Origin of the sequence: Isoptericola sp. NPDC060185 (assembly GCF_042728595.1) — a bacterium.
Taxonomy (GTDB): Bacteria; Actinomycetota; Actinomycetes; order Actinomycetales; family Cellulomonadaceae; genus Isoptericola.
The window spans coordinates 14467-39587 of record NZ_JBHWYY010000025.1 but is presented as its reverse complement, the minus strand read 5'-3'; the positions used below and the strand labels follow the sequence as shown (position 1 = coordinate 39587).

General features: G+C 75.7%; 20 protein-coding genes. 5 read left to right on the top strand and 15 right to left on the bottom strand.

The window, feature by feature from the left end:
- Positions 1–42 precede the first annotated feature (42 nt).
- The gene (locus ACFWDO_RS10725) at positions 43–3807 is read left to right on the top strand and encodes a S8 family serine peptidase (protein WP_380318021.1); all 3765 of its coding nucleotides are present in this window, start codon (positions 43–45) and stop codon (positions 3805–3807) included.
- 107 nt (positions 3808–3914) lie between these two features.
- Here the strand turns inward: ACFWDO_RS10725 and ACFWDO_RS10720 are convergent, their stop codons facing one another.
- Complete coding sequence (locus ACFWDO_RS10720) at positions 3915–4502, bottom strand: TetR/AcrR family transcriptional regulator (protein WP_380318018.1); 588 nt, start codon at positions 4500–4502, stop codon at positions 3915–3917.
- A gap of 79 nt (positions 4503–4581) precedes the next feature.
- On the opposite strand from ACFWDO_RS10720, the gene ACFWDO_RS10715 reads away from it, so the two are divergent.
- A complete protein-coding gene (locus tag ACFWDO_RS10715) occupies positions 4582–5022 on the top strand; it encodes an anthrone oxygenase family protein (RefSeq protein ID WP_380318015.1) in 441 nt (146 codons plus the stop codon).
- A gap of 13 nt (positions 5023–5035) precedes the next feature.
- Here the strand turns inward: ACFWDO_RS10715 and ACFWDO_RS10710 are convergent, their stop codons facing one another.
- The 11 genes from ACFWDO_RS10710 to ACFWDO_RS10660 form a co-directional block, all read right to left on the bottom strand.
- Positions 5036–6211: an acetyl-CoA C-acyltransferase gene (locus ACFWDO_RS10710; protein WP_380318012.1), complete on the bottom strand. Its 1176-nt coding sequence runs from the start codon at positions 6209–6211 to the stop codon at positions 5036–5038.
- Positions 6208–6876: a 3-oxoacid CoA-transferase subunit B gene (locus ACFWDO_RS10705; RefSeq protein ID WP_380318009.1), complete on the bottom strand. Its 669-nt coding sequence runs from the start codon at positions 6874–6876 to the stop codon at positions 6208–6210. Before ACFWDO_RS10705 ends, ACFWDO_RS10710 begins: the two co-directional genes overlap by 4 nt.
- Entirely contained in the window at positions 6873–7637 is a 765-nt protein-coding gene (locus ACFWDO_RS10700) for a CoA transferase subunit A (protein ID WP_380318006.1), read from the bottom strand. The genes ACFWDO_RS10705 and ACFWDO_RS10700 overlap by 4 nt, the downstream gene beginning before the upstream one ends.
- Positions 7634–8578: an HpcH/HpaI aldolase/citrate lyase family protein gene (locus tag ACFWDO_RS10695; RefSeq protein WP_380318003.1), complete on the bottom strand. Its 945-nt coding sequence runs from the start codon at positions 8576–8578 to the stop codon at positions 7634–7636. The genes ACFWDO_RS10700 and ACFWDO_RS10695 overlap by 4 nt, the downstream gene beginning before the upstream one ends.
- Positions 8575–9093 (bottom strand): MaoC family dehydratase, encoded by a 519-nt coding sequence (locus ACFWDO_RS10690; protein ID WP_380318000.1) that lies wholly within the window; start codon positions 9091–9093, stop codon positions 8575–8577. Before ACFWDO_RS10690 ends, ACFWDO_RS10695 begins: the two co-directional genes overlap by 4 nt.
- A gap of 102 nt (positions 9094–9195) precedes the next feature.
- The gene (locus tag ACFWDO_RS10685) at positions 9196–10383 is read right to left on the bottom strand and encodes an acyl-CoA dehydrogenase family protein (RefSeq protein ID WP_380317997.1); all 1188 of its coding nucleotides are present in this window, start codon (positions 10381–10383) and stop codon (positions 9196–9198) included.
- Positions 10380–12614 carry an acetyl/propionyl/methylcrotonyl-CoA carboxylase subunit alpha gene (locus tag ACFWDO_RS10680; protein WP_380317994.1) on the bottom strand — a complete coding sequence of 745 codons (2235 nt, stop codon included), beginning with the start codon at positions 12612–12614 and terminating at the stop codon, positions 10380–10382. The genes ACFWDO_RS10685 and ACFWDO_RS10680 overlap by 4 nt, the downstream gene beginning before the upstream one ends.
- Positions 12615–12619: 5 nt before the next feature.
- Complete coding sequence (locus ACFWDO_RS10675) at positions 12620–14254, bottom strand: carboxyl transferase domain-containing protein (protein WP_380317991.1); 1635 nt, start codon at positions 14252–14254, stop codon at positions 12620–12622.
- A complete protein-coding gene (locus ACFWDO_RS10670) occupies positions 14251–15675 on the bottom strand; it encodes a dihydrolipoamide acetyltransferase family protein (protein ID WP_380318036.1) in 1425 nt (474 codons plus the stop codon). The genes ACFWDO_RS10675 and ACFWDO_RS10670 overlap by 4 nt, the downstream gene beginning before the upstream one ends.
- On the bottom strand, positions 15675–16697 hold the full coding sequence (locus ACFWDO_RS10665) for an alpha-ketoacid dehydrogenase subunit beta (RefSeq protein WP_380317988.1): 1023 nt from the start codon (positions 16695–16697) through the stop codon (positions 15675–15677). Before ACFWDO_RS10665 ends, ACFWDO_RS10670 begins: the two co-directional genes overlap by 1 nt.
- Positions 16694–17962, bottom strand: a complete 1269-nt coding sequence (locus tag ACFWDO_RS10660; RefSeq protein ID WP_380317985.1) for a thiamine pyrophosphate-dependent dehydrogenase E1 component subunit alpha — start codon at positions 17960–17962, stop codon at positions 16694–16696. The genes ACFWDO_RS10665 and ACFWDO_RS10660 overlap by 4 nt, the downstream gene beginning before the upstream one ends.
- A 140-nt stretch (positions 17963–18102) precedes the next feature.
- Between ACFWDO_RS10660 and ACFWDO_RS10655 the strand changes: the two genes are divergently transcribed.
- The gene (locus ACFWDO_RS10655) at positions 18103–18576 is read left to right on the top strand and encodes an Lrp/AsnC family transcriptional regulator (RefSeq protein WP_380317982.1); all 474 of its coding nucleotides are present in this window, start codon (positions 18103–18105) and stop codon (positions 18574–18576) included.
- 436 nt (positions 18577–19012) lie between these two features.
- On the opposite strand, the gene ACFWDO_RS10650 is transcribed toward ACFWDO_RS10655, so the two are convergent.
- Positions 19013–21037 carry a DUF2264 domain-containing protein gene (locus tag ACFWDO_RS10650; protein ID WP_380317979.1) on the bottom strand — a complete coding sequence of 675 codons (2025 nt, stop codon included), beginning with the start codon at positions 21035–21037 and terminating at the stop codon, positions 19013–19015.
- A gap of 116 nt (positions 21038–21153) precedes the next feature.
- Between ACFWDO_RS10650 and ACFWDO_RS10645 the strand changes: the two genes are divergently transcribed.
- Positions 21154–22227, top strand: a complete 1074-nt coding sequence (locus ACFWDO_RS10645; RefSeq protein ID WP_380317977.1) for a substrate-binding domain-containing protein — start codon at positions 21154–21156, stop codon at positions 22225–22227.
- A gap of 127 nt (positions 22228–22354) precedes the next feature.
- A complete protein-coding gene (locus ACFWDO_RS10640; protein WP_380317974.1) occupies positions 22355–23377 on the top strand; it encodes a hydroxyacid dehydrogenase in 1023 nt (340 codons plus the stop codon).
- Positions 23378–23402: 25 nt separating this feature from the next.
- On the opposite strand, the gene ACFWDO_RS10635 is transcribed toward ACFWDO_RS10640, so the two are convergent.
- Both ACFWDO_RS10635 and ACFWDO_RS10630 read right to left on the bottom strand, forming a co-directional pair.
- Positions 23403–24041 carry a nucleoside/nucleotide kinase family protein gene (locus tag ACFWDO_RS10635; protein ID WP_380317971.1) on the bottom strand — a complete coding sequence of 213 codons (639 nt, stop codon included), beginning with the start codon at positions 24039–24041 and terminating at the stop codon, positions 23403–23405.
- Entirely contained in the window at positions 24038–25012 is a 975-nt protein-coding gene (locus ACFWDO_RS10630) for a PfkB family carbohydrate kinase (protein ID WP_380317968.1), read from the bottom strand. The genes ACFWDO_RS10635 and ACFWDO_RS10630 overlap by 4 nt, the downstream gene beginning before the upstream one ends.
- Positions 25013–25121: the final 109 nt, after the last annotated feature.

Below are 25121 nucleotides of genomic sequence, written 5' to 3'. Positions count from 1 at the left end.
CCCCGCCGTGCGTCACAGTGGGCCCACCGAAGGGAGACCGACATGAACCGTCATGCCCGGACACGCAAGGGCGTCACCGCCGTCGCCGCGCTCGCGCTGCTCGCCGGGGGCGCCACCGCCGCGGCGGCCGACGACGCGCCCCCCGCCGACACGCCCCCGGCGACGCCCCCCGAGGGCGCCGCGGCCGAGCCCGGCACCACCGCGCGGTTCACGCTCGTGACCGGCGACGTCGTCACCGCCCGCATCGACCCCGACGGCGACGTCGCCGAGGCGCGCATCGAGGGCGACGAGCAGGTCACCACCACCTACGTCGACGGCGACGAGACCTACCTCGTGCCGCCCGACGCGCAGCCCCTGGTCGACGCCGGCGTGCTCGACGAGCGCTTCTTCGACCTCGCGCTGCTGTGGCGCGACGGGTACGACGACGCCTCCCGCGACACGCTGCCCGTCATCGTGGAGCGCGCCGACGGAGCGGCACCCCGGGCGGCCGCCCGCGGCACGACCACCACCGTCGAGCTCCCCGCCATCGACGCGACGGCGCTGTCGATCGACAAGGACCGCGCGGCCGCCGCGTGGGCGGGGCTCGAGCCCGGCTCCGGGGCGCGCTCCGCGAGCGGCGTCGAGCGCCTCTGGCTCGACGCGAAGGTGCACGGCACCGCGGTCACCGACCTGCCGCCAACGGTCCCCCTCACCGGCGCGGACGCGGCCCACGACCTCGGCCTCGACGGCTCGGGCGTCCGCGTCGCCGTGCTCGACACCGGGTACGACCAGCAGCACCCCGACCTCGCCGGCCAGGTCGTCGAGTCGCGGAGCTTCGTGCCCGCGAGCGCCGGCACGATCCAGGACGGCAGCGGCCACGGCACGCACACCGCGTCCACCGTGGCGGGCACCGGCGCCGCCTCCGACGGCCGGTACGCGGGGATGGCTCCCGGCGCCGACCTCCTCGTGGGCAAGGTGCTCGGCGACGACGGGTCGGGCCTGACGTCCGGGATCCTCGCCGGGATGCAGTGGGCCGTCGACGAGGGCGCCGACGTCGTCTCGATGTCCCTCGGCGACTCGTCCGCCACCGCGTGCGTCGGGCCCGACGTCGACCTCGTCGAGGAGCTCTCCGACGAGGCGCTGTTCGTGATCGCCGCCGGGAACGAGGGCCTGCGCGGCCAGGTCTCGACGCCCGGCTGCGCGCCGTCGGCCCTCACCGTCGGCGCCGTGGACCGCGACGACGCGACCGCGTACTTCTCCAGCCGGGGCCCGTCCGTGGGCGGCGCGGCGGCCAAGCCCGACATCGCCTCCCAGGGCGTCGAGGTGGTCGCGGCGCGCACCGGCGGCGGCAGCGACCTGCCGTACGTGGCCATGTCCGGCACCTCGATGGCGACCCCGCACGTCGCGGGGGGCGCGGCCCTGGTGCAGCAGGCGCACCCGGACTGGACGCCCGTGCAGGTCAAGGACGCGCTCACGTCGTCCGCCGCGGCGACCGACGCCCCCGTGCTCGAGCAGGGTGCCGGGCCGATGGACGCCGGCCGCGCCGTCGGCCAGCCGGTCACGGCCCCCGCGGGCGTCGACCTCGGGACGTACGCGTCCCCGCAGGCGGGGCTCGACCCGGTGCGGCGCACGGTGACGCTCACCAACACGTCCGACGCCGACGTGGCTCTCCGGCTCAGCCTGCGCACGTTCGGCGACGACGGCACGGTCGTGCCGACGCCGGTCCTCGCCCTCGACAGAGGTCCGCGCCAGGTCGTGGTGCCCGCGCACGGGACGGCCGACGTCCCCGTCGTCGTCGACCCTGCGCAGCACGTCAAGGACGGCGCCTACGGGACCGTCACGGGCCGCCTGGTCGGCGTCGGCGCCGACGGCGTGCGGGTCACCGTGCCCGTGTGGGCGGAGCTGACGCCCCCCATGGCGACGGTGACCGTCGAGACGATCGACCGGCGGGGAGAGCCGGCCGACTCCTTCTCGAGCTTCCAGGTGATCGACGCCCAGCGCGGCAGGTCCCCGCGGTACGGGGTCGGTGACGGCAGCGTCCAGCTCTCCCTGCCGTACGGCACGTACGACTTCTCCGGCGTGATCCTCACCCGGGACGCGGCGGGCCACCACGGCCAGGTCGACTCCGTCACGCAGGTCGTCGACGACGGCGTGCGCATCGACGGCGACACGACCGTGCGGCTCGACGCCCGCGACGCCACGGAGCTCACGTGGCGCACGGACCGCCCCTCGGAGCCGCAGGGCTTCTCGATCGGCTTCACGTACGGCCTCGCGGAGAACGGCGCGATGCGGACCGGGACGCTCACCACCGTGCCCTCGTACGTGAACCACCTGTTCACGACGCGCACCCGGGTGGACGACCGCTTCACCTTCGAGGCGACGGCGCGGCTCGTCGCGCCGCGGCTGACGATGACCTCCTCGGGCGGCCGCACGGTCGACGACCTGCCCGTGGCGCTCGCCCCCGAGTTCGACGGCGAGGTCTCGGCCCCGCTCGTCTCCGTCGGCCCGGGCACCACGGCCAACCTCGAGGCCGCCGACGTCGAGGGCAAGGTCGTGCTGCTCGACGCGGCGTCGGCCGTCCAGGGCGGCAACACGCTGATGTGGGACCGCGCGCTCAAGGGCCGCGGCGCGCTCGGCGTCCTCGCGTACTCGTCGTCGGCGCAGGGCCGGATCACCACCTCGGGGGCCGGGGTGTCCCTGCCCATGGTGACGATCACCCGGGAGGACGGCGAGGCCCTGCTGGCCGAGGCCGAGGCCGGCCCGGTGACGATGACGTGGTCCGGGCAGCCGGTGGCGACCAGCCCGTACCTCTACAACGTGGCCACCGTTGTCGACGGCTCGGTGCCCTCGGGTCCCCAGCGGGTGCGCGACGTCGACCTCGCCACCGTGCCGACGCAGTACTCCTCGCAGGGCCTCGACTCCCGGCCCCTGTACCTGGACCTGGCCCTCGAGCTGCCCGGGGCGAGCGGGGTGTACGCGGGCGGGTCGATGCTCCCGGCCGCCGCCCCGCTGGAGCGCACCGAGTACTACACGGCGTCCGAGGACGTGCGGTGGACCACGATCACCCGCCTGACGACCAACCTGTCGAGCGCGGCGTCCTACGAGGGGCCGCGGACGTACCAGCCGGGCGTCGTCGAGCCGACGTCGTGGCTGCGCGCCCCGCTCGGCGCGGTGTCGAACACGAACGGCGTCCCGCTGGTCGAGCGGTCGCTCGACGGGCTGGCGGTGAGCCTGGGCGTCTGGGGCGACGCCGCCGGGCACGACTCGACCGGCCTGTTCATGGCCGACTCCTGGGCCCGCACGCTGTGGGTCGACGGCACGCGGGTCGTCCCCGCCGCGGGGACCTACGCCGTGCCGTCCGGGCGCAGCGAGGTGCACCTGCAGCAGACGTTCACGCGCCGCCCCGCCCCGGGCAGCGTCCTCGGGCTCGGGTTCACCACCGACTGGACGTTCCCGACCGAGCGCACGGCGCAGGGCACGCAGCCGCTCCTGGTGCCGCACGTCGACGTCGCGACGGACCCCACCGGCCGTGTCCCGGCCGGGCAGCCGGTGCGGGTGACGCTCGGCGCGACGTCGGACGCGACGCGCCGGCCGGTCGACCTGGCGACGGCGACGCTCCAGTACGCCACCGGGGCGCAGACCGCCCTCGCCCAGGTCACCGACTGGCGGGACGTCCCCGTGACGCGCGGGGCCGACGGGACCTGGACGGCCGAGGTGCCGAACGACCAGGCGGCCGGCGGGTTCGTGCACCTGCGGACGGTGCTGACCGGCGCGGACGGCGGCCGCGTGGAGCAGTCGATGCTGCGGGTGCTCTCCGTGGCGGGCTGATCCCGGCAGAGGTCGGTACGGAGCGCGGAGGGCGTCGCACGCGGGTGCGGCGCCCTCCGCGCTCGCGCTATGTCCGCCCCGGGCCGTAGCCGGGGTTCCGCGGGCGCTCAGCCGGCGAAGGCCCGCACCAGCGCGTCGACGCGCAGGTCGTCGGCGTCGGCGGAGAGCCGGCCCGCCCGGTGCAGGGAGGCGAGGCCGTGCACGGCGCTCCAGAGCACCTCGGCCGCCGTGGCGGGGTCGGCCGGCGGCCGGCGCAGCCCGGCGAGCGTCCCGGCGATCGCCGCGAAGCCCTCCTTCATGACCGCCGGGGTGTCGTCCGCGGCGAACGGGACGACGACGGGCAGCAGGAACATCGCGTCGTAGGTGGCCGGGTGGCGCGCGGCGAACTCGAGGTAGGCCACCACGAGCGCGCGCACCCGGTCGGCGTCCGACCCATGCTCCCCCTGCGCCGCCGGCGCGAGCGCGGCCGCCAGCTCCTCGAAGCCGGCGAGCGCCACCGCCGTGACGATCTCGGTCCGCCCCCGCGGGAAGTGCCCGTAGAGCACCGGCTGGCTGTACTCGATCGCGTCCGCGAGCCGCCGCGTCGTCACGGCCTCCCACCCCTGCTCCTCGGCGAGGGCACGGGCCGCGGCGACGATGCGCTCCCGGCGCTCGGTGACCTGGCGTGCTCGGCGGGCGGCTGCGGGGGTCGTCATGACCTGACCCTAGCACCGCTAGCGAATCGCTGATATGTTCCCTAGCACTGCTAGATCCGTCGCTGAGGAAGAGGTCGTCATGGAGTGGTTGCCGATCGTCGCCGTCGTCGTCACCGGGCTGATGGTGGGGGTGGAGCTGTCGGTCGCATTCGTCATCAACCCGATCGCCGACGCCCTTCCCGAGGACGCGCGGGTGCTCGCCCGCGCCCACGGCGGCCGGATGCTCGGGCGCGCCATGCCGCCCTGGTACATCGGGTCGACGCTCCTCATCGCCGGCACCGCGCTGGTGACCACCGGAGCCGCCGCTCTCGCGTGGACGGCCCTGGCGCTGATGCTGGTGAGCGTCGTCCTGTCGATCACGTTGCTGGTCCCGATCAACCAGCGCGGCAAGACCTGGACGCCCGAGACGGCGCCGGCGGACCACCGCGAGCAGTCGACCCGCTGGGACCGCCTGCACCTGGTGCGGCTCGCCCTGATCGTCGGCGCGTTCGTGCTCGTGACCGTCGCCGCGGCCCGCTGAGGCACCGCGGCCGTCAGGCCTCCAGCAGCACCGCCGAGCCCTGGCCACCGCCGCCGCAGAGCGCGGCGACGCCGACGGACCCGGGCCCGAGCAGCTCCAGCCGCCGCGCCAGGTGCCCCACGACGCGGGCGCCGGACGCGCCGATCGGGTGCCCCAGCGCGATGGCGCCGCCATGGGCGTTCACCAGCTCCGGGTCGAGGCCGAGCATGTCCACCGAGGCGAGCACGACGGCGGCGAACGCCTCGTTGATCTCGACGGCGGCGAGGTCGCGCGGGGACAGGCCGGCCCGTTCGCAGGCCGCGGTGATCGCGTTGGCGGGCTGGGCGTGCAGCCCGACGTCGGGCCCCGCGACCAACGCGTGCGACCGCACCCGCACCCCGGTCAGGCCGCGGGCAGCGGCCACGTCGTCGGCCATGAGCACCAGCGCCGCCGCGCCGTCGGAGATCTGCGACGCGTTGCCCGCCGTGATCGTGCCGTCCTCGCGGAACGCGGGCCGCAGGCGCGCCAGCCCCTCGATCGTGGAGTCCGGCCGCACGCCGTCGTCCATGTCGACGACCACGGCGCCGCGGCGCCCGGGCACCTCGACGGGCACGATCTCCTCGGCCAGCAGCTCCGCCGACTTCGCGGCCCGGGTGTGCGACGCCAGGGCCAGGTCGTCCTGCGCCGCGCGGGTGTTCCACGCCGCGGCCGCCATCGCCTCGCCGTGCCGCTCCGTGCTGAGCCCCATCGAGTCCTGCTCGAAGGCGTCGGTCAGCCCGTCGTGCGCCATCGTGTCGATCAGCTCCACCGGGCCGAACTTCTGCCCGGCCCGCGAGCCCACCCACGCGTGCGGCGCGAGCGTCATCGACTCCATCCCGACGACGGCGACCACCTGCGCCTCCCCGCCCGCGATGAGCCGGTGCGCCTGCGTCACCGCCTCCGCCCCGGACAGGCAGACGGCGTTGAGCGTGATCGCCGGCACCGTCATCGGCACCCCCGCGCCGACGCCCGCCTGCCGGGCCGGGTTCTGCCCGGCGCCACCCTGCAGCACCTGCCCGCCCACGACGACGTCCACCTCGGTGGGCGCGACGCCCGCCGCCGCGAGCGCCCCCGCCAGCGCGTGCGCACCCAGCGCCGTCGCCGGCACGGTGGCGAACGCCCCGTTCGAGCGCACGAACGCCGTCCGCCGGTACCCCACGATCACGCTCATGACCTGATCCCCTCCTGCTCCAGCTCCACGAGGACCTCCGCCTCGGTGGCCTCGCGCACGTCGTCGACGCTCACCCCGGGCGCGAGCCGGCGCAGCACGAACGCGGCCTCCAGCCCGTGGTCGGTCATGTCCAGCACGGCGCGGTCGGTGACGATCCGGTCGACGACGCCCTCCCCCGTCAGCGGCAGCGTGCAGCGGCTGCGCAGCTTGGGGGTGCCGTCGCGGGCCACGTGGTCCATGAGCGCGACGATGCGCCGCGCGCCGACCACGAGGTCCATGGCCCCGCCCATGCCCTTGACGAGCTTGCCGGGCACGGTCCAGCTCGCCAGGTCGCCGGTCGCGGACACCTGCAGCGCGCCGAGGATCGCGATGTCGACGTGGCCGCCGCGGATCATCGCGAACGACGCGGCCGCGTCGAAGTAGCTCGCCCCCGGCACCGCGGTGACGGTCTGCTTGCCGGCGTTGATGAGGTCGGCGTCCTCGGTGCCCTCGACCGGGAACGGGCCGATGCCGAGCAGTCCGTTCTCGCTCTGCAGGGTGATCCCCACGCCCGGCGGCAGGTGGTTCGCCACCAGCGTCGGGATGCCGATGCCGAGGTTGACGTAGTCGCCGTCGTGCAGCTCGGCGGCCGCCACGGCGGCCATCTCGTCGCGCGTCCAGGTCATGCCGCACCTCCCGCCGTCGTCGCGTCCGCCGTGTCCTGTGCCCTGTCCGGCGCCGGGCGCACCGTGCGCTGCTCGATGTCCTTGACCCGCTCGCGCGCCAGCACGAGGCGGTGCGTGTAGATGCCCGGCGTCACCACGACGTCCGGGTCGATCGGCTCGTCGGTGATCTCCTCCGCCTCGACGACCGTGACCCGCCCGGCCGTCGCGACCACCGGGTTGAAGTTGCGCGCCGTGTACCGGTAGACGAGGTTGCCGAACCGGTCCGCGCGCCGCGCGTGCACCAGGGACAGGTCCGCCACGATGGCGCGCTCCAGCACGTACCGGCGGCCGTCGATCTCGTCGACCGGCTTGCCCTCGGCGACGGGGGTGCCCACCCCGGTGGGCGTGTAGAACGCCGGGATCCCCGCGCCGCCCGCCCGCAGCCGCTCGGCGAGCGTGCCCTGCGGCACGAACTCGACCTCGAGCGCGCCGTCCAGGTACTGCTGCGCGAACAGCTTGTTCTCCCCCACGTAGGAGGCGAGCACGCGCCGCACCTGGTCGTTCTCCAGCAGGATGCCCAGGCCCTTGCCGTCCACGCCCATGTTGTTGGACACGATCGTCAGGTCCGTCACCCCCGAGTCGCGCACCGCCTCGATGAGGTCGTTCGGGTTGCCGCTCAGGCCGAAGCCCCCGACGGCGATCGTCATGCCGTCGTGCAGCAGGCCCTCCAGCGCTGCCACGGCGCTGGGCTGCAGCCGGTCCGCCGTCCTCGACACCGTCATCGTGCTCCCCCGTTCTCCTCGACCGTACGTCCGTCGGTGCCCTGCTCGGCCTGCTCCGCACGCCGCAGCACCGCCTCGGCGTGCCGCAGGAGCGGCGCGTCGACCATCTGCCCGCCCACCGTGAGCACGCCGGCGTCGGCCGCCCCACCCCTCCCCTCGTCACCGGCGAGGTCGGCGAGAGCCTCCGCCCGCCCCGACGCCGCGGCGAGCACCTCGCGCGCCCGCTCCACCTCCGCCTCCGACGGCGCGAACGCCGCGCGCACCACCGCCACGTGGCTGGGGTGCACGCACAGCGACGCGACGAACCCGCTGGCCGCGGCGTCGAGCGCCTCGGCGCGCAGCCCGGCCAGGTCGTCGAGCTCCAGGTGCACGGCGTCGATCGCCGCCTTCCCCGCCGCGCTGGCGGCCAGCAGCACCGCGGACCGGGCGTGCCGGGCGACGTCGCGGTACCCGCCGTCGGCGCCCCGGCTGGAGGTGCCGTGCAGGGACGCCACGAGGTCCTCGGCCCCCCAGGCGAGCGCCACGACGTCGGGCCGCGCGGCCAGCGCGGGCGCCGCGAGCACTCCCGCGGCCGTCTCGCACAGGGCGACGACGGCGTAGGGGCGCCCGTCCGGCGCCAGCAGCGGGCCGACGAAGCGGCCGTCCGCCTTCGGCAGCATCACCGTGCGGTACGGCGTGCGCGCCAGGGCGGCCAGGTCGGCGTCGTGGTCCCGGGTGCCGACGGCGTTGACCCGCACGACCACCCGCCCGGGGTCGAGGGCCGCGTCGAGCGCGGTCTCCACCAGCGCGGCGCGGGCGGCCTCCTTGCGGCCGGGCGCGACGGCGTCCTCGAGGTCGAGGATCGCCGCGTCCGCGCGGTCCAGGGCCTTCGCGAACCGGTCCGGCCGGTCCGCGGGGCAGAACAGCAGCGCCGGGCCGAGGGTGAACGGGGCGGGGTTCACAGCACTCCCTCGCCGTGCTCCGCCGCGAGCCGGTGCTCGTGCTCCTCGTGCCCCTCGCGGGTCCACATCAGCATGGTGCGCACGGCCCGCGCCACGACGTCGCCGTCCTGGTTGCGTCCCACGTGCTCCACGGTGACGATCCCCTGCCCCGGGCGCGAGCGCGACGGCCGCCGGTCGGTCACCGTCGTCTCCCCGTACAGGGTGTCGCCGTGGAACATCGGGTGCGGGAACGCGACCTCCGTGAAGCCCAGGTTCGCCACGAGGGTGCCTCGCGTCAGGTGCGCCACCGACAGCCCCACCAGCGTGGCCAGCGTGAGCATCGAGTTCACCAGGGGGCGTCCGAACGGCTGCGTCGCCGCCCAGGCCGCGTCCAGGTGCAGCCCCTGCGGGTTCATCGTGACGGACGTGAACAGCACGTCGTCCGCCTCCGTCATCGTGCGGCCCGGCCGGTGCACGTACCGCACGTCGGTCTCCAGCTCGTCGTAGTACAGACCGCGCTGCACCTCGTCACGCATGGCGTGCCCCTTCCTCCGTGCCGAACAGGCAGTTGACACCCTGATGGGGCGTCGAACGACGCCATAACGGTGTCAGGTGCCTGTTCGGCACCCGGCCGGGGCTCACGACGCGAGCCCCAGGTCGCGGGCGATGATCATGAGCTGCACCTCGGTGGTGCCCTCGCCCACCTCGAGGATCTTGGAGTCCCGGTAGTGCCGGGCCACCGCGTTCTCGTTGAGGAAGCCGTAGCCGCCGAAGATCTGCGACGCGTCGCGGGCGTTCGCCATCGCGGCCTCGCCCCCCACGAGCTTCGCCACCGACGCCTCGGCCTTGAACGGCTTGCCGTGCACCTGCTTGAGCGCGGCGTCCAGCCAGCACAGCCGCGCCGAGTGCACGCGCGCCTGCATCCGCGCCAGCGTGAACGCGATGTGCTGGTTGCTGCCGATCGCGTGCCCGAAGACCTCGCGCTCCTTCGCGTAGCGCAGCGCCTCCTCGAGGCAGCCCTGCGCCGCGCCCGTCGCGAGCGCGGCGAAGGCGATGCGGCCCTCGTCGAGCGCGCGCAGGAAGTTCGCGTACCCGCGCCCCTGCTCGCCCAGCAGGTTCCCCGCGGGGACCCGGACGCCGTCGAGCGTCAGCGGGTGGGTGTCCGACGTGTGCCAGCCGACCTTGTCGTAGCTGGGGCCGACGACGAGGCCCGGCGTGCCCGACGGCACGAGGAACGACGAGAGCTCCTTGTGCACGCGGCCGTCCGCGTCGGTCCGCTCTCCCGTCACCGCCGTCACGGTGAGGACGCTGGTGATCGGCGTGCCGGAGTTGGTGATGAACTGCTTGGAGCCGTCGATCACCCACTCGCCGGTGCTCTCGTCCCGGCGTGCCGTGGTGCGCGTGGCCCCGGCGTCGGACCCGGCCCCCGCCTCGGTCAGCCCGAATGCCGCCAGCGCCCGGCCGTTCACCAGGTCCGGGAGCCAGCGCTGCTTCTGCTCCTCGGTGCCGTGCCGGAAGATCGGCATGATCCCCAGCCCGACGCCGGCCTCGAGCGTCACCGCGATCGACTGGTCCACTCGCGCGAGCGCCTCGACGGCGAGGCACAGCGAGACGTAGTCCTTGCCCTGGCCGCCCACGTCCACCGGGAACGGCAGGCCGAACAGCCCGAGCTCGCCCATCTGGGCGATGATCTCGACCGGCAGGCGCCGCTCGTTGTCGTAGCGGTAGGCGGCGGGCGCCACCACCTCGTCCGCGAACTCGCGCACCACGGCGCTGAGCTTCCGCTGCTCGTCGGTGAGCACGGTGGACTGGGTCTCGCTGATCATGACGCTCCTCGGGTGTCGGAGTGTGCTGCCGCGACGGCGGGGTCTGCCGGCGCGGGAGCGTGGTCTTCGGCGGTGTCGACGGGTGGGTCGACAGGCTGTTCGGTGGTCGGATCGACGACGGCGACGACCTGGTCGAGGCGCACCTGGTCGCCCGCGCGGACGTCGACGCGCACGACGCCGGCGACGGGCGCGAGCAGCGGGTGCTCCATCTTCATCGCCTCGACGACGACGAGGGGCTGGCCCGCCGCCACGACGTCGCCGTCCGCGACGGGCACCGCGGACACCGTGCCGGGCATCGCGACGCGCACCGCGGCGGACCGCGGCGTGCCGTCGTCGGCACCTCCGGTGAGCGCGCGCTCCGCCCGCCGCCGTGCGGCCAGCGCGGCGCGGTCGAGCACCGTGAACGACGGCGCCCGCCCGTCCACGTGCACCCACACCACCGCGGGCGTCGCTGTGAGCGGGCGATTGGCCCGTTCGGTCGGTGTGTCGAGGGCGTGTCTTCCGCTCACAGCAGCGACCAGCGGCCGGGTGACGCCGTCGACGGTGAGCAGGTGGCGGCCGTCGTTCGCGTCACCCGTCGGGCGCAGGGAGGCGCGGACCTGCGCGCCGTCGTCGAGGGTGACGACGGCGTCGTCGGGCGTCCCGGTGACCGCGACGGCGCACTCGGCGCCCGTCGCGTCGACGAGCGTCAGGCGCCGTGGCGCGGGCGCTCCGTTGAGGCGGAAGCCGTCGGCGGCCGACCACGGGCCGGTCGCCGCGAGCGTGGCGCCGTCGAGAGCGAGCAGCGCCGACGCCACCAGCCCCGCCGAGCTGTCAGAGCCACGTGGCGGTATACCCCGGCCTGACTCTGACAGCTGCGTGACGAAGCGGTCGATGAGGCCGGTGTCGAGACGTCCGGCGCGCACGTCGTCGTCGGCGAGCAGGTCGCGCAGGAAGCCGGCGTTGGTCTCGACCCCCAGCACGACGACGTCGGCGAGCAGCCCGTCGAGCCGCGCGACCGCCTCGGCCCGGGTGGGCGCCCAGGCGACGGCCTTGGCCAGCATCGGGTCGTAGTCGCCGGTCACCTCCGCGCCGGGCAGCAGCCCGCTGTCGAGCCGCAGGGGGGTGGCGCCGGGGCCGGCGGGGACGCCGGCGTCGTCGTAGCGCAGCACGCGGCCGGCGGCGGGCAGGAACCCGCGCGCGGGCTGCTCGGCGTACAGCCGGGCCTCGACGGCGTGCCCCCGCAGGGTGACGTCGTCCTGCGCGAGGCGGAGGGGCTCGCCCGCCGCGACGCGCAGCTGCAGCTCCACCAGGTCGAGGCCCGTGACCAGCTCGGTCACCGGGTGCTCCACCTGCAGGCGGGTGTTCATCTCGATGAACCAGAAGGTGCTCGGGTCGTCGCCGGGCGCCAGGAACTCGACGGTCCCGGCGCCCACGTAGCCGACCGACCGCGCCACCGCGCACGCGGCCTCCCCGAGCCGGGCGCGGGTCGCGTCGTCGACGGCGGGCGACGGCGCCTCCTCCACCACCTTCTGGTGGCGGCGCTGCAGCGTGCACTCGCGTTCGCCGAGGTGCACGACGGTGCCGTGGGTGTCGGCGAGCACCTGCACCTCGATGTGCCGCGGCCGCTCGACGAGCCGCTCGAGCAGCAGCCCGTCGTCGCCGAACGACGAGGCAGCCACGCGCCGGGCCGAGGCCAGCGCGCCCGGCAGCTCGTCCGCCGCGCGCACCACCTCCATCCCCTTGCCGCCGCCGCCCGCGACGGGCTTGACCAGCAGCGGGAACCCGACATCGGCCGACGCCCCTACCAGGGCCGCGTCGTCGAGACCGTCGTCGAGCGTGCCGGGCAGCACGGGCACGTCGTGGGACGCGACGAGCCGCTTCGCCGCCGCCTTGTCCGCCATCGTCTCCACGGCGGCGACGGGCGGCCCGACGAAGACGATCCCGGCGCGCTCGCACGCCCGGGCGAGCGCCGGGTTCTCGGACAGGAAGCCGTAGCCGGGGTGGATCGCGTCGGCGCCGGCCGCGACGGCGGCCGCGACCACGGCCTCGACGTCCAGGTAGCTCTGCGCGGCCGGCGCCGGTCCGAGCCGGACGGCGACGTCCGCCTCGCGCACGTGCCGGGCGCCGGAGTCGGCGTCCGAGTACACGGCGACGGACCGGATCCCCAGACGGCGCAGCGTGCCGATGACGCGGCACGCGATCTCGCCGCGGTTGGCGACGAGCACGGTGGTGAGCTCTCGAGTCCCCATCGCGATCACATCCGGAAGAGCCCGAAGCGGGGCTCGTCGTCGGGGGCGGTCGGGGAGCCTCCGGGCAACGGCGTGCGGGCGCACACGCCCAGCGCGAGGCCGAGGACCCTGCGGGTGTCGGGCGGGTCGACGATGCCGTCGTCCCACAGGCGCGACGTCGCGTGGTACGGGTCGCCGGCCACCTCGTAGCCGTCGCGGATCCCCGCGCGGAAGGACTCCTCCTCGGCCGGGTCCCACTCCTCGCCGCGGCGCGCGAGCTGGTCGCGCTTCACCGTGGCGAGCACGGACGACGCCTGCGCCCCGCCCATCACGGAGATCCGCGACCCGGGCCACGACCACAGGAAGCGCGGCGAGTACGCCCGCCCGCACATGGCGTAGTTCCCGGCGCCGAACGAGCCGCCCACGATCACGGTCAGCTTCGGCACGCGGGTCGTCGCGACGGCCGTGACCATCTTGGCGCCGTCCTTCGCGATGCCCCCCGCCTCGGCGTCGCGCCCCACCATGAAGCCGGAGATGTTCTGCAGGAACAGCAGCGGGATGCCGCGCTGGTCGCACAGCTCCACGAAGTGCGCCCCCTTGAGCGCCGACTCGCGGAACAGCACGCCCGCGTTGGCCAGCACCCCGACGGGGTGCCCGTGGATGCGCGCGAACCCCGTGACGAGCGTGGTGCCGTACTCCGGCTTGAACTCGTGCAGCTCGCTGCCGTCGACGATCCGGGCGATCACCTCGCGCGGGTCGTACGGCTGCTGCACGTCCACCGGCACGGCGGCGTACAGGCCCTGCGGGTCGACGACCGGCTCCCGGGACGGCGCGACGTCCCACGCCGGCTCGGGGTCGGGCGGCAGCGTGCTCACGATGTCGCGGACGATGTCGAGCGCGTGCTCGTCGTCCTCGGCGAGGTGGTCGACGACGCCGGACCGCCGGGCGTGCAGCTCGCCGCCGCCCAGCTCCTCGGCCGACACGTCCTCGCCGATCGCGGCCTTCACCAGCGGTGGCCCGCCGAGGAAGATCGTCCCCTGCTCCCGCACGATGACGGTCTCGTCGCTCATCGCGGGCACGTACGCGCCGCCCGCCGTGCACGAGCCGAGCACCGCCGAGATCTGCGGGACCCGCGCCGCCGACAGCTTCGCCTGGTGGTAGAAGATCCGGCCGAAGTGGTCGCGGTCGGGGAACACCTCGTCCTGCCGGGGCAGGAACGCGCCGCCCGAGTCCACCAGGTAGACGCACGGCAGCCGGTTCTCCAGCGCGATCTCCTGCGCCCGCAGGTGCTTCTTCACGGTGAGCGGGTGGTAGGTGCCGCCCTTGACGGTCGCGTCGTTGCAGACCACCATCACCTGCCGCCCGCTCACCAGCCCGATGCCGGCGATGACGCCCGCGCCCGGCCATGCCCCGTCGTCCACGCCGAACGCCGCGAGCGGCGCGACCTCGAGGAACGGGCTCCCCTCGTCGAGCAGCCGGGCCACGCGGTCGCGCGGCAGCAGCTTGCCGCGCGAGACGTGCTGGTCCCGCGCCCGCTGCGTGCCGCCGAGGGCGGCCGCCGCGGTGCGCTCGCGGAGCCGGTCCGCGAGCGCCCGCTGGGCCTCGTCGTTGGCGCGCGCGGCGTCGGCGCGGGGGTCGACGGTCGAGTCGAGGACGGTCACGAGGCCTCGCTCTCGGTCGGTGTGTCGGTCGGTGTGTCGGTCGCGGCGTCGCCGCCGAGCAGGAGGGCGAGCCCGGGGTCGGCGAGCACCGCGCCGAGCTCGGCCAGGAAGCGGGCGCCCTGCTCGCCGTCGACCACGCGGTGGTCGAACGTGAGGCTGAGCGTCGTCACCTGGCGCAGGGCTACCGCGCCGTCGTGCTCCCACGGGCGGCGGACCACCTGGCCGAGGCCGAGGATGGCGGGCTCGCCCGGGTTGAGGATCGGCGTGCCCGCGTCGACGCCGAAGACGCCGACGTTCGTGATGGTCAGCGTGCCGCCCGTCAGCCGCTCCGGCGTGGTGCGGCCGGCGCGGGCCGTCGTCGTGAGGTCCGCGAGCGCCGCGGCCAGGCTCGTGAACGACAGCGTGTCCGCCGCCGGCACGTGCGGCACCACCAGTCCGCGGTCCGTGGCGACGGCGATGCCGAGGTTCACGTGCGCGGGCCGCACGATCTCCGCCTCGCCGCCCGGCAGGTCCACCCAGCGGCTCGTCAGCGACGGGTGCTGCGGGAGCAGCGCGAGGAGGGCCCGCGCGACCAGGGCCAGCACGGTGATCCGCTGCCCGCCCGCCATCGGGTGCGTCTTGAGCCGGGCCAGCAGCTCCATGCTCGCCGTGACGTCCACGGTGAGGAACACGGACGCCTGCGGGGCCGCCGCGCTCGCCACCATCGCCGCGGCGGTGTACTTGCGCACCCCGCGCACCGGCGTGCGCGTCTCGCCGGCCGCCGCCGGGAGCGACGCAGCACGGGCCGACGACGGGGCCGCGGACGACGACGGGGCCGACGCCGCCTCGACGTCCTCGCGCGTGATGCGCCCGTGCGGGCCGGTGCCCGTGATCGTGGCCAGATCGAGGCCGCGCTGCCGCGCCAGGGCCCGGACCACCGGCGTCGAGCGCGGGCGTTCCGCGCGCCCGTCCGACGACGGCGCGGACGCGACGCCGTTCGCGGACGCCCCCGGGGCCGACGTCGTCGTCGCGGACGGTGCGGGAACGGCAGCGACCGGCACGTCCCGCCGCCGGCGCCGCGCCGGGCGACCCGTGCGCGCGGGCCGGGCACCGTACCCGACGAGGTTCGGCTCCGGGCCGTCCTCCCCCGCCGACCCCCTGGACTTGTCAGGGCCAGGTGCAGGTTCCGGTGCACCTGATCCTGACAGGTCGAAGGTGACCAGCGGCTCGCCGACCTCGACGGTCTGCCCCTCCTCGGCGTGCAGCACCCGCACGACGCCGGCGCACGGCGACGGCAGCTCGACGAGCGCCTTGGCGGTCTCCACCTCGGCGATCACCTGGTTGAGCTCGACGGCGTCGCCCACCGCCACGCGCCACTCGACGACTTCGGACTCGGTCAGCCCCTCGCCCAGGTCGGGCAGCTTGAACTCGCGCGTCGCCATCACGCTCCCACCTCCACGCCGGCGTCCGACGTCGCACGCCCGAGGGCGCGGTCGATGCCGACGAGCACCCGGTCGAGGTCGGGCACCTGGGTGCCCTCCAGCTTGGCGGGCGGGTACGGGATGTCGTACCCGGTGACGCGGACGGGCGGGGCCTCGAGGAAGTCGAAGCAGCGCTCGGTGGCGCTCGTGACGATCTCGGCGCCGACGCCCGCCTGCCGCGGCCCCTCGTGCAGCACCACCAGCCTGCCGGTGCGCCGCACGGAGGCGGCGACCGTGTCGTGGTCGATCGGCGACAGGGAGCGCAGGTCGATGACCTCGACCGAGACGCCCTCGTCGGACGCTGCGACGGCGGCGTCGAGCGCGGTCGCGACGTGCGACCCGAACGTCACCAGGGTGACGTCGGCGCCCGGCCGGACCACCCGCGCGGTGCCCATGGGGGCCGCGTCGTCGAGCGGCAGGTCAGGGTCCACCTCGCCCTTGACGTGGTAGAGCCGCTTGGGCTCGAAGAACACCACGGGGTCGTCGCAGGCGATCGCCTGGAGCAGCACCGTGGACGCGTCCTGCGGGTTCGACACCGACACCACGCGCAGCCCGGCCGTGTGCACGAAGTACGCCTCCGGCGACTCCGAGTGGTGCTCCGCCGCGCCGATGCCGCCGGCCACGGGGATGCGGATCGTCACGGGCAGCTTCACCGCCCCGTTCGTGCGGGCGTGCATCTTGGCGAGCTGGCTGACGATCTGGTCGAACGCGACGTACACGAAGCCGTCGAACTGGATCTCCACCACGGGCCGGTAGCCGCGGTACGCGAGGCCGACGGCGGTGCCGAGGATGCCGGACTCCGCGAGCGGCGTGTCCACCACGCGGCGCGGCCCGAACTCCGCCTGCAGCCCGTCGGTCACGCGGTACACGCCGCCGAGCCGGCCGATGTCCTCGCCGAGCACCATGACCGACGGGTCGTCGGTCATCGCGCGGCGCAGCCCGGCGCCGAGCGCCTTGGCGACGGTGAGCGTCTGGGTGGTCATCGGTCGCTCCCCTCGGCGAAGCCGGCCAGGAACGCCGCGTGCTCCGCACGCTCGGCGGCGACCGTCGGGTGTTCCTGCGCGTACACGTGGTCGAAGACGCTCAGCGGCGGCGGGTCCTCCAGGGCGACGACGCCGGCCCGCAGCTCGGCGGCCACGGCGTCCGCCACCCCGCGCACCCGCGCCTCGTCGTCGTCCGTGAGCAGGCCGGCGGACCGCAGGTAGGCGGCGAGCCGCGCGATCGGGTCGCGCTCGGCCCACGCGGCCAGCTCGGACGCGTCGCGGTAGCGGGTGGGGTCGTCGGCGGTCGTGTGCGGGCCCATGCGGTAGGTGACGGCCTCGACGAACGTGGGGCCGCCGCCGGTGCGCGCGCGGTGCAGCGCCTCGCGGGTCACGGCGAGGACGGCGAGGACGTCGTTGCCGTCCACCCGCACGCCCGGGACGCCGAAGCCCCCGGCCCGGCGCACCAGCGGCACTGCCGACTGCAGCGTCACCGGCTCGGAGATCGCCCACTGGTTGTTCTGGCAGAACAGCACCAGCGGCACCTGCCAGGTGGCGGCGAACACGAACGCCTCGTTGACGTCGCCCTGGCTCATCGCGCCGTCGCCGACGTACGCCACGACGGCCGCCGACCCGTCCTCACCCGGCTCGACGACGCCGCGCGCGACGTCGGCCTGGATCCCCAGCGCGTAGCCCACGCCGTGCAGGGCCTGCGCGCCGATGATGACCTGCGGCGTCGCCATGTTCACCGCGTACGGGTCCCAGCCCGACGCCGTGATCCCGCGCCACACGCGCAGCAGGTCCACCGGGGACACCCCGCGCTTGCGGGCCACGGCGTGCTCGCGGTAGCTGGAGAAGACGAAGTCGTCGCCCCGCAGCGCCGCGGCCGAGCCCACCTGCGCGGCCTCCTGGCCCTGCAGCGGCGGCCACAGGGCCAGCTCGCCCTGCCGCTGCAGCGCCGTCGCCTCGGCGTCCACGCGCCGGGCCACGACCATCTCCTCGTACAGCCCCAACAGGGTCGCCCGCGCCTCGTCGGTGCCCGCGTCGACGTCCGTCAGCCAGCGGTCGAGCCCCGCGTCGGGGTGTCGCACGCCCTTCTCGTCGAGGAGCCGGAGGGTGGTGTCCGCCCCGTCCCTCGTGCCGTCGTCGGTGCTGCCGGTCGTGCTCTGTGTCGTCGTGCCGTCCGTCGTTCCGGACGCCGTCTCCGTCCGCGCTCCGCCCGCTCGTGACAGGTCGTCGCGGGACGTCGAACCCATGGTGCTGGGCATCGTCGCCTCACCTCGCGTGTCGCCGGTAGCTCCTCGTCGAGCGCCGGATACCGCGAACGTAACGCCGCTCACAGGGCGCGACCAGCACCTCACGACGCACTGCGCAGAGTGCTCAGCCCTCCCCCGCTAGGCTGGTCGATGTGCGCAGCTACGACGCCGTGGACCTGAGTCTTCTGACGGCCCTCGCCGAGGACCCGAGGGCCACGATCGCCGCGCTCGCGGAACGCCTGAAGCTGTCTCGGAACACGGTGCACGCGCGGCTCGCGAGGCTGGAGGAGGCCGGCGCCTTCCTGGACTTCGACCGGCGGGTCAACCCGCAGTTCCTGGGTCACCCCCTCACCGCGTTCCTCGAGGTCGAGGTGCGCCAGAAGGAGCTCGGCCGCATCGTCGACGCGCTCCGCCAGGTCCCGGAGGTGGTGCAGGCGTTCGGCCGCAGCGGCACCGCCGACCTGCGCGTGCAGGTGGTGTGCCGGGACACCGACCACCTGTTCCGCATCGACGCCGCCATCCTCGCCATCGACGGCGTCGAGCGCACCGAGACGTCGTTGTCGATGGGCGAGCTCATCCCCTACCGGATCCGGCCCCTCATCGACGAGGCGCGCCGGGCGCTCTGAGCCGGCCGCGGCGCCCGGCGTGTCCCCCGGCATGTCGCGAGCTCACGGACGTTCTCATTTTTCGCGCTGTCCGCAGCGCCGCACTTCGTCCCGCGCCCCCGGCGCGGATCCCGCACAGCGCGAATCTCCCGCAGCGCGGGATCTTGTCCGCGAACGCCGGCACGGTTCCCACTCAGCACGAATCACCCGCAGGGCCGGATCTTGTCCGCGAACGCCGGCGCGACTCCCGCCCGCCAGGCATCTCCTGCCGGGCAGGACGAGGTCCGGCCTGGCCGTCGATGCTCCCGTCCAGGAAGAAATTTGGCCTGAGGCGGATCGGTGACACCGGCGCGAGCACAACTCCCGATCTGCCGACAGCACGAAAAACAACAACGTCCGCGATCTCGCGACATTCCGGGCGACACGCCGCGCCGAAGGGCGGACGGTCGAGCGTCGCTCAGCCCGCCGGGAGCGCCGCGCTCGTGAGGGCGCCGTCCGGCCAGCGCACGCGGACCTCCGACGGTGCCGCCCGCCCGTCCACGACCTCGACGTCCGGCAGGTCCGACACGGCCGCCCCGCCGTGCAGCCCCACGACCACCGCGCACCACCGCGCGAGGGGAACGGGCTCGACCGTCGCCCAGGGGGTCGTGGTGCGCGACCCCAGCGGGGTGGCGTCATGCGCTGTGGCCACGCCGGCGAGCCACACCGGGACGTCCGGGACGCCATCGGGGCCCGCGCTCGCGGGAGCCGACGGGGCGACGGGCACGAGCGTCGACACCAGCCTGCCCGCGCGGGCTGCGCGCGGTCCGTCCGGCCGGGCGTCGTCCCCGCTGACCGGCCACCCGCCGACGCGCAGCGCGACGGCCTCCGGCACCGCGTCCTCGACGCGGACCAGCCGCACCTCCCATGCGCCGCGCACCACGCTCACCGTCGTGATCGTGCCCGCGGCGCGCACGGCGCCGCCGCGCCCGGAGCCGGCGTCGAACGCGGCAGGCTCCGCGTCCAGCCAGTCGGCGTGCGCCCGGGACGCCAGCACGGCGGCACCGCCGTCGCCGTCGACCGCGGACGTCGTGCGGACCTCCAGCGTCCGGAATCCCGTGCGGTGCGTGGCGCGACCCTCGGCGTCGAGCAGCACGACGGACTGGTCGAGCGGGTCCGTCCACCCCTCGGCGTCCAGCAGGGGAGCCGTCGCCGTGGAGTACCCGAGCCGCGCGTACAGCGGCGAGTCGCCGGTCTCGTCGCCCTCGGACGCGTGGTCCGTGCCGTGGTTGTAGACGCGCACGACGCCGTCGTCGCGCGTCCCCGCGACGGCCCAGCCCGGGGCGCGGGCCACCAGCAGCGTGTCGCCGGTCTCGACCGGCAGCGGCTCCTCCGGCGCGATCCACGCCGGGTGGTCGGCGGGCAGCGCGAGCCCCAGCAGGCCCTTGCTCGCCCAGTACGGCGAGCCGGTGCCGGAGTACGCCTGCGCCATCGCGCGCCACTCGTGGTGCCAGCCGAGGGTGAGCAGGCCGCGCTCGTCGGGGGCGCCGCGGTCGACGAAGTGGCCCACGACGCCCGACGCCGCCCGGCGCAGCAGGCCCGGCGACGTGCTCGGCACCTCGGCGAGCGCGCCCACCCAGAACGGCGCCGCGGCCGCGAAGCGGTAGACCAGGCTGCGGCCCTGGACCAGCGGCGAGCCGTCCGCCCCGACGAGGTGCACGGCGTCGGCCACGAACCGGTCGAGGCGCTCCAGGTACGCGCCCGTGCGCGGCGCGGCGAGGTCCTGCGCGCCCGCCATGCGCGACCACAGCACGGGGTACAGGTGCATCGCCCAGCCGACGTAGTGGTCGTAGTTGCGCTGCGGCCCGTCGGAGTACCAGCCGTCGGTGCGCCAGAAGTCCTCGTGCCGGGCGAGGTCGCGCTCCATGTCCTCGGCCGACCACGGGCCGCCGACCGACCGGAGGAACTGCTCGGTGACGATCCGGAACCAGACCCAGTTGTTGTCCGCGTACCCGTCGTCGCCGACGACCGTGCCGAGGTAGTCGACCACCCGCTCCTGCACGCCGGCGTCCAGGCGGTCCCACAACCAGGGGCGCGTGAGGTCGAGGACGAGGGCGATCGACGCCGCCTCCACCTTCGCCTGGCCGTGCTCGTCCGGGCGCAGCCAGCGCTCGGGGGACGCCGGGTCCGTCCCCGCGGCCAGCCCCTGGGCGTACCAGTCGGCGAGCCCGAGCGGGTCGGCGCCGCGCTCGCCGGCCAGCCGGAAGCCCGCCGCGAGGAACGTCCGCGCGAACCCCTCGAGCCCGTCCACGTCCGTACCGAGCCCGCCGGGCGCGCCCGGGAGCACGACGCGCGCGTGACCCTCCGAGGCGTACGGCCGCACCGCCAGCAGCATTCGGTCCGCGAGGTCCGCCCACCGCTCCCGCGTCCACCCGGTGATCGGGGCGAGGTCGTGCCCCGCGCCCTCGATCGTCGTCCCTGCCGCCCGGCCCGTCTCGCCCACCGTGTCCCCCTCGTCGCGGACGCCCACCTCGGGCGCTCGCGTCGAGTCAACCGGTCCGTGTCCACGGCGGGCAAGGAGGTCGTGCAGACCCGAACATCGCTCGTAGGCTCGCCGCCATGAACGACCCACGCGGCCCGGGCCTGGCGGCGCACCGGCACGACCTGATCCGCAACGAGGCCCGCCTGCGCGGCTTCGTGAAGGTGGCGGAGCTCGCGCGGCGCCTCGGCGTCTCCGAGGTGACCGTCCGCCGCGACATCACGACGCTCGTCGACGCGGGCGAGCTGGAGCGGGTGCACGGCGGCGCCACCCTGCCCGCGGGGGGCGCCGGGTCGCGGCGGCCGCTCGCCACGCTCGGGATGATCCTGCCCGCGTCGCGCTACTACTACCGCAGCGTCGTGGCCGGGGCGGAGGTGGCCGCGGCGCGGGCGGGGATGCGCCTGGTCCTCGCCGTGTCCCGGTACGACGTCGACGAGGAGGCGCGCCTCGTGGAGCGGATGCTGCGCGCGGGCGCCGACGCGCTGCTGGTCGCGACCGCGCGGCCCCCGCAGGACGAGCCGCCGCGCTGGCTCGCCTCCGCCCGCGTCCCGGTGGTCCTCGTCGAGCGGTGGTGGGACGGGCCCGACGTCGAGTACGCGCGCACCGACCACGCGGCGGGCGCCCGGCTCGCCGTCGAGCACCTGGCGGACCTCGGGCACCGGACGGTGGGCCTGGCCGTGCGGACGTCGACGGCCACCGCGCCATGGCTGGCCGACGGCTTCCACGACGCCACGGACCGCCGCGGGATCGCGACCGCCGGGTTCCCGCCGGTCGGGCTCGCCACGGAGGCCGACGGCATCGCCGCGCGCGACCGCCGGCTCGCCGACCTGCTGCGCCGGTGCGCCGAGACCGGTACCCGCGGCCTCCTCGTGCACGCGGACGACGACGCGCTCGCGCTGCTCGGCACCGCGGCCGACCTCGGCGTGCGCGTCCCCGAGGACCTGTCGATCGTCGCCTACGACGACGAGATGTCTGCGCTGGCCCCCGTGCCGCTGACGGCGGTCGCACCGCCGAAGCACGACGTCGGGGCCGCCGCCGTCGACCTCGCCGTGCGACGGCTGTCGCGCGGGCCGTCCCCCGCGACGCAGCAGGTCACGCTGCTGCCAAGGCTCGTCGTGCGGGCCTCGACGTCCGCCCCGACGACGCCCGCGTGACCGACTCTGTTCGTTCTGCACGGATGTGGTTGACCCCGCTCGGCCGGGCCTGCGGAGAATGGCGGACGACGGCCCGCGACGGGGCCCGCGATGGGGCCCGCCACGAGGCCCGCCACGAGGAGAGACCATGCAGCCCGGCAGCACCCCGAGCGTTCCCACGGTGACCCTGGCCATGCAGCCGGGGCTGCCCGACCGGCTGTTCGCCACCGAGGACCTGGACCGGCTGCGCGCCGTCGCCCGCCTCGAGCCGGGCGTGCTGCACGACCTGACCGACGACGCCGCCCGCGACGTCCTCGCCCGCACGGACGTGCTGCTCACCGGCTGGGGCTGCCCGCCGATCACGCGCGAGGCGCTGTCCCTCTCGCCCGGGCTGCGCGGCGTCGTGCACGCCGCCGGCTCCGTGCGGCACCACCTGCCGCCCGAGTTCTGGGACGCGGGCCTGCCCGTCAGCACCGCGGCCGGCGTCAACGCGCAGCCCGTCGCGGAGTACACCGTCGCGACGATCCTGCTCGCCAACAAGCGGATCTGGCCGATCGCGGCGCGCTACCGCGCCGACCGCCGTGCGGAGGACTGGAGCGTCGAGGTGCCCGACGCCGGCAACTACCGCCGCACCGTCGGCGTCGTCGGGGCGTCGCGGATCGGGCGACGCGTGCTGGAGCTGCTCGCGCCGTTCGACCTCGACCTCCTGCTCAGCGACCCGTACGCCGACGAGGCCACGGCCGCGGCGCTGGGCGCGCGGCTCGTCGACCTGGACACCCTGGTGGCCGGCAGCGACGTCGTGACCCTGCACGCCCCGGACCTGCCCGAGACCCACCACCTCGTCGACGCCCGGCGCCTCGCGACGATGCGCCCCGGCGCGACCCTCGTGAACACCGCGCGCGGCGCCCTCGTGGACACCGCCGCGCTCACCGAGGCCGTCGTCGCGGGACGGGTCTACGCCGTCCTCGACGTGACGACGCCCGAGACCCTCCCCGCCGACTCCCCGCTGTACGACCACCCGAACGTGCTCCTCACCCCGCACGTCGCGGGGTCGATCGGGCTGGAGCTGCACCGCATGGGAGCGTTCGCCGTCGACGAGGTGCTGCGGCTCCTGGCCGGCGAGCCGCTCGCCGCTCCCGTCGACCGCGCCCTCCTCGACCGCACGGCCTGACCTTCCGCTCCGAAGGGTCAGGCGGTCACGCCGTCCAGCGGACGACGACGTCGGCCGCGGCGCGCGTGGCGGCGACCGCTTCCGCGTTGACCTGGTCGGAGCCGTGCGCCCAGCGGCGCGCGTCGTCGCGGCTCTTGCCGAACGCGTGGTGCCGCTCCTCGAGGCGGGCGAGCCGCACGTCGTCGGGGACGTCGAGGTACCAGACCTCCGCCATCCGCGCCCGCGCCCGCGGCCACGCGCCGGTGGGCGCGAGCAGGTAGTTGCCCTCCGTCACGACCAGCGGCACGGCGGACGCCACGGCCACGCCCGCCGCGACGGGCTCCTCGATCTCGCGGCGGAAGACGGGGGCGTACACGGGCGGGTCGCCGGGGCGGGCGTCCGCGAGCCGCGCCACCAGGGCCGCGTACCCGGCGTCGTCGAACGTGTCGATGGCGCCCTTGCGGTCGCCGCGGCCGAGGTCCGCGAGGACGGCGTTCGACAGGTGGTAGCCGTCCATCCCGACCTCGACGGCGAGCCCCGGCCCGAGCGCCTCGACGACCGCGCGCGCGAGCGTGGACTTCCCCGCCCCCGGCGGGCCGACGACGCCCAGCACTCGCCGCTCGCCCGGCACCGCCAGCCGTCGGGCGCGCGCGACGAGGTCCGTCGTCGTCGCCGCGACCGTCACCCCTCGCCCCGCGAGCCGTCGGACCCAGGTCGGCCCGTACCCCCGTGTGGCCCGGAAAGCTCCGGCAGGTGCGCGAGCCAGGACCGCGGGCCGACCTTCCGCACCCGCGTGCTCGCCACGCGCACCGCCGTGGCGCAGGCGTGGGGCAGGTCCTCCCCGCGGGCGAGGGCCACGGCCAGCGCGCCGTGGAACACGTCACCCGCGCCGAGCGTGTCCTGCACGTCGACCTCCGGGACCGGCACCGTGCCGCGCTCGCCCGGCACGACGGCCCCGTCGTCGGCGCGCCGCGACCGGGCCCAGGTCACGGCGTCGCCCCCGTGGGTGACGACCACCGCCTTCGCCCCCAGCAGCAGTGCGCCGTGCGCGGCGTCGGCGGTGCCGGGGGTCAACTCGGCCGGCACGGTGAAGGCGGCGCTGAGCGCCGCGACGTCCGCCGCGGGCAGCAGGTCCGCGAACACGGGCCGCCACCGGCCGCCGTCGAGCACGACCAGCGGCCGGGGGCGCAGCTCGGTGACGTGGGCCAGCACGGCCCGCGCGATCTGCGGGTGGTGACCGTCGAGCAGCACGACGTCGGGCCGCGGCAGCCCCGCGATCTCGTCCGGGCGCGGGGCGGGCACGTCGACGAGGGCGGCGTCGGGCGAGACCACGGACCGCTGGCCCGTCACGTCGTCGACGAGGACGGCCGAGACGGCGAGCGGGAACTCCTCGTCCGGGCCGGCGACGTCGTGCACCTGCACCTCGCAGTCGTCGAGGTCGGCCCGCGCCGCCTGCGCGACGGGCCCGGCGCCCAGCGCGCTCACCAGGACGGCGTGCGCCTCGAGGGCCGCCGCCGTGACCGCCGCGTTGGCCGCGGGACCGCCGGCCGCGACGTCCTGCCGCACGGCCGTGACCTTCTCGTCCGGTCCCGGTCGCGACGACGCCCGGTGCACGACGTCGAGCGTCGTCAGCCCGACGAACCAGCAGACCACCATCGGCCCTCCCCTCTCCGTTGTGGGGGGGGGGGGGGGGGGGGTGGGGGGGGGGGGGGGGGGCCGAAAACAAGCCCCCCACCCACAACCCCGGCCCGGGGGGGCGGCGAAG